Origin of the sequence: Streptomyces kebangsaanensis, from assembly GCF_001906585.1 — a bacterium.
Lineage (GTDB): Bacteria > Actinomycetota > Actinomycetes > Streptomycetales > Streptomycetaceae > Streptomyces > Streptomyces kebangsaanensis.
This window is the reverse complement of sequence record NZ_JUJA01000085.1, coordinates 78,647-94,866: the sequence shown is the minus strand read 5'-3', so window position 1 is coordinate 94,866 and position 16,220 is coordinate 78,647. Positions and strand designations below refer to the sequence as shown.

The 16,220-nt window shown below is 71.7% G+C and carries 13 protein-coding genes; 4 read left to right on the top strand and 9 right to left on the bottom strand.

The window, feature by feature from the left end; all coding sequences use genetic code 11:
* The coding region (locus RH94_RS43205; RefSeq protein ID WP_234425730.1) for a PucR family transcriptional regulator at nt 1–484 on the top strand (484 nt) is incomplete at its 5' end.
* A 4-nt stretch (nt 485–488) separates the two neighbouring features.
* Here RH94_RS43205 and RH94_RS12905 read toward each other — a convergent pair.
* On the bottom strand, nt 489–1,082 hold the full coding sequence (locus RH94_RS12905; RefSeq protein ID WP_073947763.1) for a TetR/AcrR family transcriptional regulator: 594 nt from the start codon (nt 1,080–1,082) through the stop codon (nt 489–491).
* A 110-nt stretch (nt 1,083–1,192) separates the two neighbouring features.
* Between RH94_RS12905 and RH94_RS12900 the strand changes: the two genes are divergently transcribed.
* Nucleotides 1,193–2,713 (top strand): MFS transporter, encoded by a 1,521-nt coding sequence (locus tag RH94_RS12900; protein WP_073947748.1) that lies wholly within the window; start codon nt 1,193–1,195, stop codon nt 2,711–2,713.
* A 66-nt stretch (nt 2,714–2,779) separates the two neighbouring features.
* On the opposite strand, the gene serA is transcribed toward RH94_RS12900, so the two are convergent.
* From serA to RH94_RS12865, 6 genes are all read right to left on the bottom strand, one after another.
* Nucleotides 2,780–4,369: a phosphoglycerate dehydrogenase gene (gene serA, locus RH94_RS12895; protein WP_073947747.1), complete on the bottom strand. Its 1,590-nt coding sequence runs from the start codon at nt 4,367–4,369 to the stop codon at nt 2,780–2,782.
* Between the two features lie 440 nt (nt 4,370–4,809).
* Nucleotides 4,810–5,808, bottom strand: coding sequence for a ketol-acid reductoisomerase (gene ilvC / locus RH94_RS12890; protein WP_073947746.1), 999 nt, complete (start codon nt 5,806–5,808; stop codon nt 4,810–4,812).
* A 118-nt stretch (nt 5,809–5,926) separates the two neighbouring features.
* The gene (gene ilvN / locus RH94_RS12885; protein ID WP_073947745.1) at nt 5,927–6,451 is read right to left on the bottom strand and encodes an acetolactate synthase small subunit; all 525 of its coding nucleotides are present in this window, start codon (nt 6,449–6,451) and stop codon (nt 5,927–5,929) included.
* A 20-nt stretch (nt 6,452–6,471) separates the two neighbouring features.
* On the bottom strand, nt 6,472–8,319 hold the full coding sequence (locus RH94_RS12880; protein ID WP_199880938.1) for an acetolactate synthase large subunit: 1,848 nt from the start codon (nt 8,317–8,319) through the stop codon (nt 6,472–6,474).
* A 243-nt stretch (nt 8,320–8,562) separates the two neighbouring features.
* Entirely contained in the window at nt 8,563–11,715 is a 3,153-nt protein-coding gene (locus tag RH94_RS12875; protein WP_073947743.1) for a putative bifunctional diguanylate cyclase/phosphodiesterase, read from the bottom strand.
* A 365-nt stretch (nt 11,716–12,080) separates the two neighbouring features.
* On the bottom strand, nt 12,081–13,031 hold the full coding sequence (locus tag RH94_RS12865; RefSeq protein ID WP_073947742.1) for a 2-hydroxyacid dehydrogenase: 951 nt from the start codon (nt 13,029–13,031) through the stop codon (nt 12,081–12,083).
* Nucleotides 13,032–13,109: 78 nt separating this feature from the next.
* Here RH94_RS12865 and RH94_RS12860 point away from each other — a divergent pair, with 78 nt between their 5' ends.
* Both RH94_RS12860 and RH94_RS12855 read left to right on the top strand, forming a co-directional pair.
* On the top strand, nt 13,110–14,108 hold the full coding sequence (locus tag RH94_RS12860) for an aldo/keto reductase (protein WP_073947741.1): 999 nt from the start codon (nt 13,110–13,112) through the stop codon (nt 14,106–14,108).
* A 143-nt stretch (nt 14,109–14,251) separates the two neighbouring features.
* Complete coding sequence (locus RH94_RS12855; RefSeq protein ID WP_073947740.1) at nt 14,252–15,448, top strand: PQQ-dependent sugar dehydrogenase; 1,197 nt, start codon at nt 14,252–14,254, stop codon at nt 15,446–15,448.
* A gap of 10 nt (nt 15,449–15,458) precedes the next feature.
* Here the strand turns inward: RH94_RS12855 and RH94_RS12850 are convergent, their stop codons facing one another.
* Together RH94_RS12850 and RH94_RS41330 are read right to left on the bottom strand one after the other, a co-directional pair.
* Nucleotides 15,459–15,653 (bottom strand): DUF6191 domain-containing protein, encoded by a 195-nt coding sequence (locus tag RH94_RS12850; protein WP_073947739.1) that lies wholly within the window; start codon nt 15,651–15,653, stop codon nt 15,459–15,461.
* A 327-nt stretch (nt 15,654–15,980) separates the two neighbouring features.
* Nucleotides 15,981–16,220 (bottom strand): helix-turn-helix domain-containing protein (locus RH94_RS41330; RefSeq protein ID WP_234425729.1); only part of this gene is annotated, 240 nt, incomplete at its 5' end.

Below are 16,220 nucleotides of genomic sequence, written 5' to 3'. Positions count from 1 at the left end.
AACAGCCGGTCGGGACAGCGGCGCGAGCCGGACCACCGCCGGGGGTGCCCGTGGTGGGGCCGGGAGCGTGAGTGTCGCCGCCGGGATCGCCGCGGCCCGGGTCGGGCTCGCCGAGCTCGGTACGGCCTGGGCGGAGGCGTCGGCGGCCGCGCGGGCCGCGCTGGCGGAGCCACGGCTGGGGCCGGTCGCGCAGTGGGCGGCGATCGGGCCGTACCGGCTGCTCACCGGTCTGCCGCCGGAGGCCGCCCACGACCCCGTCCTGCACGATCTCCTCTCCCCCGCCCACCGGGAGCTGGCCCGTACCGCCGAGGTCTACCTCGACTGCGCGGGCCAGGCCGGCCGCACCGCCGCCGAGCTGGGCATCCACCGCCAGACCCTCTACTACCGCCTGTCCCGGGTGGAGCAGCTGACCGGCCTCGACCTGGACGACGGCGAGGACCGCCTGCTGCTGCACATGGCGCTGAAGGCGGCGCGGCTCCAGTAGCGCTCTAGGAGGTGCGCCCGGTTCCCGCGATCACCCGGCGCAGACCCTCGGCGAGCTGGTCGGCGTCGGTCGCGGAGTCGGGGTCGAAAAGCCACTGCACCATCAGACCCTGCAGCAGGGTCTGGTAGAGACGGCCTTCGCTGTCGATGGCCTCCTCGCTCTGGTCGGCCTCGGGGATGTCGTTGAAGAGGGGCAGCAGCCCGGAACGGCCCTGCTGTTCCGCCTCCGCCAGCAGCTTGCGTACCTCGGGGAGCCGGTCGCCCTGGAGGACGAGCTCGAAGCCGATCAGCCAGACCGCCCGCGACTCGGGCATCGAGCGGATGACGTTCGCCCACACCTCACGGAAGCGCTCCAGCGAGCCGGGGGGCGCCTGGGTGGTGCCGCCCGCGCCCCACCCGGGCTCGAAGCGGTCGCCCATCTCCTCGATGAGGGAGACGTACGCCTGCACCAGCAGCGCGTCCTTGGACCCGTAGTGGTAGCCGATCGAGCCGAGGTTGGTCCCCGACTCCTTGACGATGTCGCGCGCGGTCGTGCGGACGAATCCCTTCTGCAGCAGGCAGCGCTTGGCGCCTTCGAGCAGGTCCTCGCGGTGTCCCATGCCGGTCACCCTACCCGCGATCCATACAACCGTCCTAGACAGATGACTTACACGAATGAGCTATACGCCCGTCCTATACAGACGTGTAAGACGCTCGTACATTGCTGGGCATGACGAATCCGACGAGCACCGCCACGACCCCCTCCGCGCCCCCGCGCGCGGGGCGCCGCGAATGGACCGCCCTCGGCGTGCTGATGCTGCCGCTGCTGCTGGTCTCGATGGACGTCTCGGTCCTGTACTTCGCCATCCCCGCGATCAGCGCGGACCTGGGGCCGAGCGGCACGCAGCAGCTGTGGATCTTCGACATCTACGCGTTCGTCCTGGCCGGCCTGCTGATGACGATGGGCTCGCTCGGCGACCGCGTCGGCCGCCGCAGGCTGCTGCTTACCGGGGCCGCCGCCTTCGGCGCCGCCTCCCTGGTGGCGGCGTACGCGAACAGCGCCGGGACGCTGATCGCCGCCCGCGCGGTGCTCGGCATCGGCGGCGCGACCCTGATGCCGTCGACGATGGCGCTGGTCCGCACGATGTTCACCGACCCCGCCCAGCGCGCGAAGGCGATCGGCATCTGGTCGGGCGTGATGACCGGCGGGATCGCGCTCGGTTCCGTGCTGAGCGGTGTCCTGGTCCAGTTCTTCTGGTGGGGCTCGGTGTTCCTGGTCAACCTGCCCGCGATGGCGCTGCTGCTGGTGATCGGCCCGTTCCTGCTGCCGGAGTCGAGGAACCCGGCGCCCGGACGCTTCGACCTGCTGAGCGTGCCGCTGTCGATGGCGGCGGTGCTCCCCCTGATCTACGGCTTGAAGGAGATCCCCTCCGAGGGCGTGCGCCCGCCCTACGTCGTCTCCGTCGCCGTCGGTCTGCTCTTCACCGCCCTCTTCGTCCACCGCCAGCGCACGGCGGCCGCGCCGATGATCTCGCCGACCCTGTTCCGCGGCCGGGGCTTCGCCCCCGCGGTGGTCCTGAACCTCGTGTCCTCGTTCGCGCTGATGGGCTCGGCGTTCTTCTCCACGCAGTACCTGCAGTCGGTGCTCGGCAAGAGCGCGATGGAGGCGGCGCTGTGGTCGCTGCTGCCGTCGGTGCCGATCGGGATGGCCGCGCCGGCGGCGGCCGTCCTGGTCCGGAAGGGCGTCAACCGGGCGTACGTCGTCTCGGCGGGCTTCGCGGTCGCCGCGGCGGGCTACGGGATGCTGGCCCTGGCCGGTACGGACTCGCTCTGGCTGGTGCTGGCCGCGTGCGGTGTACTGGCCTGCGGCGTCGTGGTCGTGATGTCCCAGATGACCGACCTGGCGCTGGGCGCGGCTCCGGTGGAGAGGGCGGGCGCGGCCTCCTCGCTGCTGGAGACCGGCGCGGAGTTCGGCGGCGCGCTGGGGATGGCGGTGCTCGGCTCGATCGGTACGGCGGTCTACCGCCACGGGATCCCGGCCTCGGCCCCGGCCGCGGCCCACGAGACCCTGGGCGGCGCGCTGGCCGTCGCCGGGCAGCTTCCGGGGCGCGCGGGAGACGCCCTGGCGGCCGCCGCCCGGACCGCCTTCACCAGCGGGATGCACGGCGCGGCGCTCGCGGGGACGGCGGTCCTGCTCCTCGCGGCGGCCGGGGCGGCGGCGACGCTGCGCCGGATCCGTGTCGGGGCCTGAGAGCCACCCACAGCGCGGGAAAACACCGGACGGGCCGCTGGAGCCCGTCCGGCGTTCACGGCAGCCTCAGACCAGGTTCACCGAGCGGGCGGAAGTGGCTCCGATCTCCTCGGCGACCTCCGCGAGCACCCCGGAGGGCACCGTGTCGTCAACGGTGAGCACCGCCAGCGCCTCGCCGCCCGCCGTCGCGCGCGCGACCTGCATGCCGGCGATGTTGATGCCGGCCTCGCCGATGATCCGGCCGACCGTGCCGACGACGCCGGGACGGTCCTCGTAGCGCAGGACGACCATGTGGTCGGCGAGCGCGAGGTCGACGTCGTAGTCCCCGACCGCGACGATCTTCTGCAGGTGCTTCGGCCCGGCCAGCGTGCCGGAGACGGACACCTCCTCGCCGTCGGCGAGCGTGCCGCGCACGGTGACGACGTTGCGGTGGTCGGCCGACTCCGAGCTGGTGGTCAGGCGCACCTCCACGCCGCGCTCCTGGGCGAACAGCGGCGCGTTGACGTAGGACACCGTCTCGTCGACGACGTCCTCGAAGACGCCCTTGAGCGCGGAGAGTTCGAGCACCTTCACGTCGTGCTGGGTGATCTCGCCGTAGACCTCGACGTCGAGGCGGACGGCGACCTCGCCCGCGAGCGCGGTGAAGATGCGGCCGAGCTTCTCGGCGAGCGGCAGGCCCGGCTTGACGTCCTGGGCGATGACGCCGCCCTGGACGTTCACCGCGTCCGGGACCAGTTCACCGGCGAGGGCGAGGCGCACCGACTTGGCGACCGCGATACCGGCCTTCTCCTGGGCCTCGTCCGTCGACGCGCCGAGGTGCGGGGTGCAGACCACCTGGTCGAACTCGAACAGCGGGGAGTCCGTGCACGGCTCCTTGGCGTACACGTCCAGGCCGGCGCCCGCGACACGGCCCTCCTTGAGCGCCGAGTACAGCGCCTCCTCGTCGACGATGCCGCCGCGCGCGGCGTTGACGATGCGCACGCCGGGCTTGACCCTGCGCAGCGCCTCCTCGCCGATGAGGCCGACCGTCTCGGAGGTCCTGGGCAGGTGGACGGTGAGGAAGTCGGAGACCTCGAGCAGCTCGTCCAGGGTCAGCATCTTGACGCCCATCTGCGCGGCCCGCGCGGGCTGCACGTAGGGGTCGTAGGCGACGATCTTCATGCCGAAGGCGGACATGCGCTGGGCGACCAGGGCGCCGATGCGGCCGAGGCCGACGACACCGAGGGTCTTCTCGGCGAGCTCGACGCCGGTGTACTTGCTGCGCTTCCACTCGCCGTTCTTCAGCGCGGCGTTGGCCTGCGGGATGTTGCGGGCGGTGGCGACGATCAGGCCGCAGGCCAGCTCGGCGGCGGTCACGATGTTGGAGGTCGGGGCGTTGACGACCATCACGCCGGCCTTGGTGGCGGCGGGGACGTCGACGTTGTCCAGGCCGACGCCGGCGCGGGCGACGACCTTGAGCTTGTTCGCGGCGGCGACGGCCTCGGCATCGACCTTGGTGGCCGAGCGGATCAGGATCGCGTCCACGTCGGCGATGGCGGGCAGCAGTTCGGCCCGGTCCGCGCCGTTGCAGTGCCGGATCTCGAAGTCCGGGCCGAGCGCGTCGACGGTGGCGGGCGACAGCTCTTCAGCGATGAGTACGACGGGTTTCGAGCTCACGTGAGTCCTCACAAGTCCAAAGCATGCGGACGGCCGTCCCGACGGCCGCAGGCGGAGGAGGGGAGCGGCGCCGGGGAGGTGCGGGTGCGTCCCTGCGTCGTTCGGCGCGTGCTCTCGGCGTGCCGGACGGAGGTCCTCGTAGCTGGAACTACCAGGGCCTTTGGCCGGTGCGGCGAGAGTGCGTGCCGGGCGTCGTGGGGACGTGCTCGCACTTCCTCGATGTCGCTTGGCCGCGTGGAAGACGCACGACGCTGTGAGCCTGACGCGTTGTTCTGCAGCAGTGTAGTGGCGCCGCGTGCGTCGTATTGCGCCGCTGCGGAAGGATCACCCGTCCGTGGGTGGACGGGACGGACAACGTCGCGGGTCCACCGGGGACTCCGACGTTACCCCAGGTTCGCCGAAGGGGCCGGGGCTGTGCGCCCCGGCCCCTCGGCTGAGGCCTACGCCTCCTCGTTCACCCAGCTCATGAGCTTGCGCAGCTCCTTGCCGGTGGTCTCCAGCAGGTGCTCGGAGTCCTGCTTCTTGTACTCGTTGTACTTCTTCAGACCGCTGTGGTACTCGTCCATCCAGTTGCGGGCGAAGGAGCCGTCCTGGATCTCGGCGAGGACCTTCTTCATCTCGGCCTTGGTGGCGTCGGTGATGATGCGCGGGCCGGTGACGTAGTCGCCCCACTCGGCGGTCTCGGAGATCGACCAGCGCATCTTCTCCAGGCCGCCCTCGTACATGAGGTCGACGATCAGCTTCAGCTCGTGCAGGCACTCGAAGTAGGCGATCTCGGGCTGGTAGCCCGCCTCGACCAGGGTCTCGAAGCCGGCCTTCACCAGCGCCGCGGTGCCACCGCACAGGACGGCCTGCTCGCCGAAGAGGTCGGTCTCGGTCTCCTCGGTGAAGGTGGTCTTGATGACGCCGGCGCGGGTGCCGCCGATGCCCTTGGCGTACGACAGGGCCAGCGCGAAGGCGTTGCCGGAGGCGTCCTGCTCGACGGCGACGATGCAGGGGACGCCGCGGCCTTCCTCGTACTGGCGGCGCACCAGGTGGCCCGGGCCCTTCGGGGCGACCATGCAGACGTCCACGCCGGCCGGGGGCTTGATGAAGCCGAAGCGGATGTTGAAGCCGTGGCCGAAGAACAGCGCGTCGCCGTCCTTCAGGTTCGGGGCGATGGACTCCTCGTAGACCTGGGCCTGGATCGGGTCCGGGACCAGGATCATGATGACGTCGGCCTCGGCGGCGGCCTCGGCCGGGGTGACCACGCGCAGGCCCTGCTCCTCGGCCTTGGCCTTGGACGTGGAGCCCTCGTGCAGACCGACCCGCACGTCGACACCGGAGTCACGCAGCGACAGGGCGTGGGCGTGGCCCTGGCTGCCGTAGCCGATGACCGCGACCTTGCGGCCCTGGATGATGGACAGGTCGGCGTCAGCGTCGTAGAACAGCTCGGCCACTTTGGGTTCTCTCCTTGTGTGCGGGTTGTGCGTCCCACCGTATGACGGTGGGGGGACGGGAAGTCTCGGAGTCTCGGTATCCGGGCGGCCGGTGTCACCCGGCCGCCCGCACACCGGGTTATGCCGAACGGTCCAGGGCGCGCAGCGACCGGTCGGTGATCGAACGGGCACCGCGTCCGATCGCGATCGTGCCGGACTGGACCAGTTCCTTGATGCCGAACGGCTCCAGCATCTTGAGCATGGCCGACAGCTTGTCGCCGGAGCCGGTGGCCTCGATCGTGACGGCCTCCGGGGAGACGTCGACGGTCTTGGCGCGGAACAGCTGGACGATCTCGACGATCTGGGAGCGCGTCTCGTTGTCGGCGCGCACCTTCACCAGGACGAGTTCGCGCTGCACGGCCTGTGAGGGCTCCAGCTCGACGATCTTGAGCACGTTGACGAGCTTGTTGAGCTGCTTGGTCACCTGCTCCAGCGGGAAGTCCTCGACGCTGACCACGATGGTGATGCGGGAGATGTCGGGGTGTTCGGTGACGCCGACCGCGAGGGAGTCGATGTTGAAGCCGCGACGGGAGAACAGCGCGGCGATCCTCGCGAGGATGCCGGGCGTGTTCTCGACGAGGACCGAGAGGGTGTGCTTGGACATGGTTCTCACTCAGCTCTCTGTCAGTCGTCTTCGTTGTCGCCGAAGTCGGGGCGGACGTCCCGGGCGGCCATGATCTCGTCGTTGGAGGTGCCGGCCGCGACCATCGGCCAGACCATCGCGTCCTCGTGGACGATGAAGTCGACGACGACCGGGCGGTCGTTGATGGAGTTCGCCTCCTCGATGACCTTGTCGAGGTCGTCGGGGGACTCGCAGCGGATGGCGTGGCAGCCCATGGCCTCCGACAGCTTCACGAAGTCGGGGACCCGCGTGCCCCTGGCCTCCGGGTTGACGTCGTCGGGGCCTGAGTGCAGCACCGTGTTGGAGTACCGCTGGTTGTAGAACAGGGTCTGCCACTGGCGGACCATCCCGAGGGCGCCGTTGTTGATGATGGCGACCTTGATCGGGATGTTGTTCAGGGCGCAGGTGGTGAGTTCCTGGTTCGTCATCTGGAAGCAGCCGTCGCCGTCGATCGCCCAGACGGTCCTGCCGGGCTGTCCGGCCTTGGCGCCCATGGCGGCCGGGACGGCGTAGCCCATGGTCCCGGCGCCGCCGGAGTTCAGCCAGCCGGCGGGCTTGTCGTACTGGATGAAGTGCGCGGCCCACATCTGGTGCTGGCCGACGCCGGCGGTGAAGATCGTGCCCTCGGGGGCGAGCTGCCCGATGCGCTCGATGACCTGCTGCGGGGACAGCGAGCCGTCCTCGGGCTGGTCGTAGCCGAGCGGGTAGGTCTCGCGCCAGCGGTTGAGGTCGTTCCACCAGGCGGTGTAGTCGCCCCGGTGGCCCTCGGCGTGCTCCCTCTGCACGGCCTGGACCAGGTCGGCGATGACCTCGCGGGCGTCGCCGACGATCGGCACGTCGGCGGCGCGGTTCTTGCCGATCTCGGCCGGGTCGATGTCGGCGTGGACGATCTTGGCGTACGGGGCGAAGCTGTCCAGCTTGCCGGTGACGCGGTCGTCGAAGCGGGCTCCGAGGGCGACGATCAGGTCGGCCTTCTGCAGCGCGGTGACGGCGGTGACCGAACCGTGCATGCCCGGCATTCCCACGTGCAGCGGGTGGCTGTCGGGGAATGCGCCGAGCGCCATCAGGGTGGTGGTGACGGGCGCTCCGGTGAGTTCCGCGAGGACCTTCAGCTCGGCCGTGGCGCCGGCCTTGACGACGCCGCCGCCGACGTAGAGCACGGGCCGCCTCGCGGAGGTGATGAGCCTGGCCGCCTCGCGGATCTGCTTGGCGTGCGGCTTGGTGACGGGCCGGTAACCGGGCAGGTCCATGACCGGGGGCCAGGAGAAGGTGGTCTTCGCCTGGAGGGCGTCCTTGGCGATGTCGACGAGGACCGGGCCGGGACGGCCGGTGGAGGCGATGTGGAACGCCTGCGCGATCACCCGGGGGATGTCCTCGGCCTTGGTGACCAGGAAGTTGTGCTTGGTGATCGGCATGGTGATGCCGACGATGTCCGCCTCCTGGAAGGCGTCCGTGCCGATCGACGAGGACGCGACCTGGCCGGTGATCGCGACCAGCGGGACGGAGTCCATGTGGGCGTCGGCGATCGGGGTGACCAGGTTGGTGGCGCCGGGGCCGGAGGTGGCCATGCAGACGCCGACCTTGCCGGTGGCCTGCGCGTAACCGGTGGCCGCGTGGCCGGCTCCCTGCTCGTGCCGGACCAGGACGTGGCGCACCCGGCCGGAGTCCATCAGCGGGTCGTAGGCGGGAAGGATCGCACCACCGGGAATGCCGAATACGGTGTCGGCGCCGACCTCCTCGAGAGAGCGGATGAGGGACTGCGCACCCGTGACGTGCTCGGGCGCGGACTGGTGTCCTCCGGATCGGGGCCGCGGATGCGGGTGAGGGGCCCCGGTGGCCTGCTCGGTCATCGGCATTCTCTTCTCGATGCTGAGGGTTTTTGCGAGGTTTGAGAGAGTTGTGACGCTGCACGATCGGTGCTCGTGCAACAAAAAACCCCTCGTGCCACAAGGCAAGCGAGGGGAGCGCGCCGGTGAAGGTCGCCGGGTGTTCCGGATCGTCGTCCGGTGGATCCCAGCTCAGCCGACGCGCTGTCCAAGTACGAGAATTCGGGTGCGCATGGCACTGACCCTCCCTCCGACACGCACCCGATGTCAAGTGGGTGGGACACGCGTCTCATTATGTGGGCCCAGGGCGGTCGCGCTGTGCGAGCCCAGGACGGCCGTGCCGCCGAGAACGGCCGGCACCCCGCCGGCGCACACCCCCGCGCCTCCCCCGGCGAACGCCGGTTCGGCCGGACCGTGCGGCACCGGACAGCGGCCGCGGGTGAGCGCCCGGCGCAGCCGGTACTCGTCCAGCGGCCCCGAGAACGCCATGCCCTGCCCGTGCGTGCAGCCCATCGCGCGGAGGGCCACGGCCTGCTCGGGCAGGTCCACGCCGTCGGCCACCGACTGCAGCCCGAGGTCGGCGGCGATGCGCAGCAGCCCGCTTGTGATCTTGTGCAGCCGGGCGGACTCGGCGACGCCCTCGACCAGACCGCGGTCGAGCCTGAGCACGTCGACGGGGAGTCTCCTGAGAGCCGTGACGGCCCCGTGGCCGCTGCCGAAACCGTCCAGCGCGATCCGCACGCCGAGCCGCCGGAGGGCGGCCAGGCGCCGCTCCAGTTCGTCCAGCGGCGCCCGCGGATCCGTGTCGGACAGCTCGATCACCAGGGCCCCGGGCGGCAGCCCGTGCCGGGTCAGCAGGGCCTCCACGGAGCCGGGCGGCAGCGAACGGTCCACCAGGCGGCGGGCGCCCATCCGGACCACCACGGGCACGGCGAGTCCCGTCGCGGCGCGCTCGGCGGCCTGCTCGACCGCCTCCTCCAGCGTCCAGCGGCCCAGTTCGGCGGCCCTGTCGCTGTCCTCGGCCACCCGCAGGAACTCCGCGGGCGTGAACAGCACTCCCCGGGAGGAGCGCCAGCGCGCCTGGGCGGCGACCGAGGTGATCCGGCCGTCCTCCAGGCGGACCACCGGCTGGTGCAGCAGGGTGAACTCGCCGTCGTGCAGCGCGGCCCTGAGCCGGGTGGCCAGCTCCGCCCTGCGGACGACGTCCTGCTGCATCTGCGGCTTGTACAGCTCGACCCGGCCCTTGCCGGCCGCTTTGGCCCGGTACATGGCGAGATCGGCGTTGCGCAGCAACTCCCCCGCACCCAGACCCGGCTCGGCGAAGGCCACGCCGATGGAGGCGGCGACACGGGCTTCGTTGCCGTCGATGAGGTACGGCTGCGACAGCGTCACCCTGAGGCGGTCGGCGAGCTCCAGGATGTGCCCTTCGCGGGCGGTGCGGTCGCGGGTGCCGTCCCCGACGATGAGGGCCGCGAACTCGTCGCCGCCGAGCCGGGAGGCGGTGTCGCCGTACCGGACCGCCTCCTGGAGTCTGCGGGCGGCCTGGACGAGCAGCTCGTCCCCGGCCTGGTGCCCGATCGTGTCGTTGACGGCCTTGAAGCCGTCGAGGTCGATGAAGAGCACGGCCGTGCCGCGGTCGGTGGAGCGGCGGCCGGACAGGGCCTGCTGCACGCGCCGGGTGAACAGCGCGCGGTTGGGCAGGTCGGTGAGCGGGTCGTGCTCGGCGTTGTGCTGGAGCTGCGCCTGCAGGCGCACTCTCTCGGTCACGTCCCGGCTGTTGAAGATGAGGCCGCCGTGGTGGCGGTTGACGGTCGACTCCACGTTGAGCCAGCCGCCGTCACCGGACCGGAAGCGGCACTCGATGCGCGTGGTGGGCTCCTGCAGGGGGCTCGCGACCAGGAAGCGGCGCACCTCGTGCACCACGCAGCCCAGGTCCTCCGGGTGGATGAGACCGGCCAGCTCGGTGCCGATCAGTTCCTCCGCGGGCCGCCCGTACACCCCGGCGGCGGCCGGGGAGACGTACCGCAGGATGCCGTTGGGCGCGGCGATCATGATGACGTCGCTGGAGCCCTGCACCAGGGAGCGGAAGTGGTTCTCCTGCTGGGCCAGCTCCCGGGTGAGGGCGATGTTGTCGCGCAGCACGATGCCCTGGCGCACGACGAGGGCCAGCACGACGGCGCCCGCGGTGATCAGCACCACGCGGTCGACGCTGTGGCCGTTGAGCACGTTGTAGAGGACTCCCAGCGTGCACACGGCGGCGGCCAGGTACGGGGTGAGGGCGGCGAGGGGCCGGCTGGTCGGATACCGGTCGTGGTCACCGCCCGGCTCGAGCGGCGGGAGGTGGTGGGCGGCGCGCGCGATCGGGGGCCGGTCGGGCACGTCCCCGTGCACCGCGCGGCTGTGGCCGTCGGCGCGCGCGTGCGCGTCGGCCGCGCGTGTGTGGCCGTCGGCGGCGTACTGGTCCGCCTCGTGCGGGTCCGCGTGGGGTTGGTCCGCGTGGGGTTGCTCCACGTCGTCGTACCGGTGCGCGTCGTGCCGGTGCGCGTCGTCGTGCCGCTCGGCGGTCGTCCGTCCGGAGTGGGGCGCGGCCCAGGGGGCGTACGCCAGGAGCAGTGAGCCGGCGAACCAGCCGGCGTCGAGCAGCTGCCCGGAGCGGTAGCTGTGGTGCAGCAGCGGCGAGGTGAACAGGGCGTCGCACAGCACGGTCAGGGCGAGCGCGCCGACCGCCGTGTTCACGGCGGTGCGGTTGACCGCGGAGCGCCGGAAGTGCAGCGCGAGCACCATGCTGACCAGGACGATGTCCAGCAGCGGGTACGCCAGCGAGAGCGCGGTGTGCGCGACGCTCGGACCGTCGAACCTGGCCGCCTGAGCCAGCGCGATGCTCCACGACAGCGTGAGCAGCGAGCCCCCGATCAGCCAGGCGTCCAGTGCCAGGCACACCCACCCGGTCTTCGTCACCGGCCGTTTGGCGAGCACCAGCAGGCCGACGATCGCGGGCGGTGCGAAGCACAGGAAGAACAGGTCGGCGTAGCTGGGGCTGGGCACGTGCCGGTCGAGGACGACCTCGTACCATCCCCAGACCGCGTTGCCCAGGGCCGCCATCGCCGAGGAGAGGGCGAACAGCAGCCAGGCGGTTCGAAACCGGACGCGGCGGCTGCGCGTGTACAGGGCGCAGGAGACGGCGGCCGCGCCGGCCGCGGCGCTCAGCCCGAAGTCTCCCATGACCAGCGCGACCTCGCTCGAACCCCAGCCGCACGCGGAGCCGACGGCGTAGCCCGCGCACATCAGCGCCACCAGGAGTTGCGGAGCCAGTCCCGTACGGCCGGCGGCGGCCGACGGCCGGGACAGCGGCGTCCCCGGCGAAGACGGGCTCCGCAGTGCGCCGTCGAGCACGGTCAGGGCGGGCAGTGGCGGGCTCACCGGAGCCTCCTGGTCCGCGCTGCCGGGTCCCGGGGGTCCCGGTGTGCCGGCCTCCGGCGGCCGCCGGGCCTGCGGTGGTGGTGATGGCCGCTGTGCCGGCCGCGTCTGTGCGCGGCCGTGTGCCAGGGCCTTTGGCGGCGGCCCCGCCGCGTCGGATCGTTCGTCCATGGGCCGTGCATCGTCCGTCGCCCCCCTCGCAGTCTGAAATGTCCGTCCCCGGCGCCGAACGGTGCGCGGCGCAGCCCCTGTCGGGACGATACACCAGTCTCGTCACTCAGGGACATAGTTCCTCTACGCTCCGTGACCAACAAGGGGGCGTGGGCACGCACCGCGTCCGAGAGGTCGCGGACGGTACCGGAAGCGGACTACGCGCTTGCCGCGCCCGTTGTCAGGATCACGTTGGCGAGCGGCTCCTGGTTCACGAAACGGCGCAACTGGTCCGTCAGAAGCCGCTTGGCGCGCGGCAGGAAGGCGGACGTGGGGCCGCCGACGTGGGGGCTGATCAGCACGCCCGGCGCGTGCCACAGAGGGTGCCCCGGGGGCAGCGGCTCGGGGTCGGTGACGTCGAGGGCGGCGGTGAGGCGGCCGCTGTCCAGCTCGGTGAGCAGCGCCTTGGTGTCGACGACGGGTCCGCGCGCGACGTTCACCAGCAGCGCGCCGTCCTTCATCCGGGCGAGGAAGTCGGCGTTCACCAGTCCGCGCGTGGCCTCTGTCAAGGGTGTGGACAGGACGACGACATCGGCTTCCGGGAGCAGGGAGGGCAGATCGGTGAGCGGAAGCACCGGACCGCGCGCCGTGGTGCGCCTGGAGCGCGCCACACGCGCCACCCGCGCGAGCTCGAAGGGCGCGAGCCTGTCCTCGATGGCGGCGCCGATGGAGCCGTAGCCGACGATGAGCACGTTCTTGTCGGCGAGGGCCGGATGGAAACCTCCCTGCCACTCGCCCCGGTCCTGGGCCCTCACGAAGCCGGGGATGCCGCGCAGCGAGGCCAGGACGAGCGTCAGGGCGAGCTCCGCCGTGCTCGCCTCGTGCACTCCGCGCGCGTTGCACAGCCGTACGCCCGGGGACAGGTGCCGCAGGCCCGGCTCCACGTGGTCGGTGCCCGCGGACAGCGTCTGTACGACCCGCAGGGAACTCATGTGCGGCATGGGGCGTACGCCGATGTCACTGGGCTTCATGTACGGCACGACGTAGAAGACGCAGTCGGCGGGGTCCGCGGGGAACTCCTCGGCGCCGTCCCAGAAGCGGTAGGCGGGCCCCTGCGGAAGCCCCTCGATCTCGTCCGGCGGGATGGGCAGCCATACGTCAGCAGTCATGGTCAGGAGGCTATGCCAGGGGCGTGGGGAGGCAGAGGTTAGGTTGGTGGACCCCGAGAGAGGGAGGGTTACGGCCAAGTGGAGCGCAGGACGATCGGCGCGGCGGCACTCGCGGTGGGAGCCGTAGGACTGGGGTGCATGCCGATGAGCTGGGCGTACAGCGCGTCGCGGCAGCGGGGGGCGGAGTCGCTCAGGGCCGTGCACCGGGCGCTGGATCTGGGCTCGACGCTCCTGGACACGGCCGACATGTACGGCCCGTTCACCAACGAGCTGCTGGTGGGGCGGGCGTTGAAGGAGCGGCGGTCCGAGGCCTTCGTCTCGACGAAGGTCGGTCTGCTGGTGGGTGATCAGCACCTCGTGGCCAACGGCCGTCCCGGCTATGTGAGGCGGGCCTGCGACGCCTCGCTCCGTCGGCTGCAGACGGACGTGATCGACCTCTATCAGCTGCACCGCGCCGACCCCGAGGTCCCGGTCGAGGAGACCTGGGGGGCGATGGCGGAGCTGGTGCGGGCCGGGAAGGTGCGGGCGCTGGGGCTGTGCGCGGTGGGTGCGCGCGGCCGGCGCCGGTCCGGGGCGCGGCTGTACGACGGAACGATCCGCCAGTTGGAGCGGGTGCAGCAGGTCTTCCCGGTGAGCGCGGTGCAGGCCGAGCTGTCGGTGTGGTCGCCGGAGGCGTTGGAGTCGCTGCTGCCCTGGTGCGAGGCGCGCGGGGTCGGCCTCCTGGCCGCGATGCCCCTCGGCAACGGCTTCCTGACCGGCACACTCGTCCCCGGCGAGGGCTTCGAACCGGACGACGTACGTGCCCGCCATCCCCGTTTCACCGCCGAGATGATGGCCGCAAACCAGCCGATCGTGGCCGGCCTGCGGCGAACGGCCGAGCGCCACGGCGAGCACGTCACCCCCGCCCAGGTGGCCCTGGCGTGGGTACTGGCCCAGGGACGCCACGTGATCCCGGTGCCGGGCGCCAAGCGGGAACACTGGGTGAGGGAGAACGCGGGCGCGGCGGCGCTGCGCCTGACGCCGCAGGACCTGGCGGAACTGGGCCGGCTGCCGGCGGCACGGAGGTCGTGGGACTGAGGTCGTGGGACTGAGGGTGCGCGGCGGCGGGCGCGGGCGTCCGGCTCGGTGGACGCCCGGTCGACGGGCCTCGGGCCGGCGGGCCTCGGGCCGACGGGCATCGGTTCCGGGGGTTCGGGAACCCTGGAGGGCGCGGACGGGGTATGACAGGTAGGACCCGCCGCGTCGAAGGGACGAAGATCGTGCAACGTCGAGTGGTGACGGGCGTACTGGCCACCGCCCTGCTGTTGACGGCCGGATGCTCCTCCGGGGGCGCGTCGGCCGGTGGGGAGGCCGTGGCGCCCGGCCGTACGCCGGCGGCGTCCTCGTCCTCCGGACAGGCGCCCGGGGAGAGCACGCCGCCGGCCAAGGGCTCGGTGAAGGTGCTGCGTACGGTCGCGGAGGGGCTGAACTCGCCGTGGGGGCTGGCACCGATCCCCGGCGGCGGTCTGCTCGTCTCCTCGCGCGACAAGGCGACGATCACGCGCGTGGACGAGAGGACGGGGAAGAAGACCGAGCTGGGCACGGTGCCCGGGGTGGCGCCGGAGGGCGAGGGCGGCCTGCTGGGCATCGCGCTCTCCCCCGACTTCGCCTCCGACCACATGATCTACGCCTACTTCACCTCGGCCTCGGACAACCGCGTCGTCCGGATGCTGTACGACGCCAGGAAGCCGGCCGGACAGCAGCTGGGCGCCCCCGACACGATCTTCAAGGGGATCCCCAAGGGATTCATCCACAACGGCGGCCGGATCGCCTTCGGCCCCGACCGGATGCTGTACGTGGGCACGGGCGAGACCGGCGACCGGGGGCTGGCCCAGGACCGGAAGTCCCTGGGCGGCAAGATCCTGCGGCTGACCCCGGAGGGCGAGCCGGCCCCGGGCAACCCGTTCCCCGGCTCCCCGGTGTACTCCTACGGCCACCGCAATGTGCAGGGCCTGGCCTGGGACGACAAGCAGCGCCTGTTCGCCTCGGAGTTCGGCCAGGCGACCTGGGACGAGCTGAACGCGATCAAGCCGGGCGACAACTACGGCTGGCCGGACGCGGAGGGCAGGTCCGACGACCCGAAGTTCCACAACCCCGTCGCCGAGTGGCACACGGACGTGGCCTCCCCCAGCGGCATCGCCTACGCCGAGGGCTCCATCTGGATGGCCGGCCTCCAGGGCCGGCGCCTGTGGCGCATCCCCCTGAAGGGCACGGAGGCCTCCGCGGCGCCCCAGGCGTTCCTGTCCGGCGAGTTCGGCCGCCTGCGCACGGTGGTCCCGGCGGGTGGCGACAAGCTCTGGCTGACCACCAGCAACACGGACGGCCGCGGCAACCCGAAGAAGGGCGACGACCGCATCCTGGAACTGGAGGTGAAGTAGCCCCCGCCCTTCACCCCTCGCCGGCCCCGTCCTCCCCCGAGTGAGCCCCGGGCGGCCGTACGACCACCTTCCCGGACGCGAGGTCGATCGGCCCCCGCCCGGGATCGTTGTCCCCCACGTCCTCCCGCGTCAGCTCCAGCCGCTTCTTCTCGTCCCGGGTGTGCTTGCGTCCGGGCGCGAACAGTTCCTCGAAGACGTTGAACATGGCTTCCTCCCCGGCCTCGTGGCGGCCCTCTGCTCCTCCTCGACGAGGAGATGACGGAAACGCGCCACCGACAGCAGGAGCGACGCCGTCTCGTGAACCGCGTAGTGGACGATCGGCCGAGGCGTGAGGGCGACGGCTCGCCTGCCGCCTCCGCCAACGGCTCGCGAGACGGGCGTGAACGGATCCTCGGTGAGCTTCGGCAGGCCGCGTTCCAGCTTTTCGCACCGGTCCTCGGGGAGTGCGTCGCGTTGCCGCGCGGCGTGCTCGGTGAACCCGGTCACGTGTGGCACGGCGCCCTCCTCGGAGACGAGTCCCTCCCGGCATGCCTCACCCCACGACCAGCCGGTCTCCGGCCCCCGGGGGGAACAGGCCCAGCCGGTGGGCCACCGCCGCTGCTTCCCCGCGGCCCGAGACACCCAGTTTGGCGAGGATGTTGGAGACGTGGACGCTGGCCGTCTTGGGGGAGATGAAGAGTTCCTCGGCTATCTGGCGATTGGTGCGGCCGGCGGAGACCAGGCGCAGGACGTCGCGTTCGCGGCTGGTCAGGCCCAGGGACTCGGCGGGGTC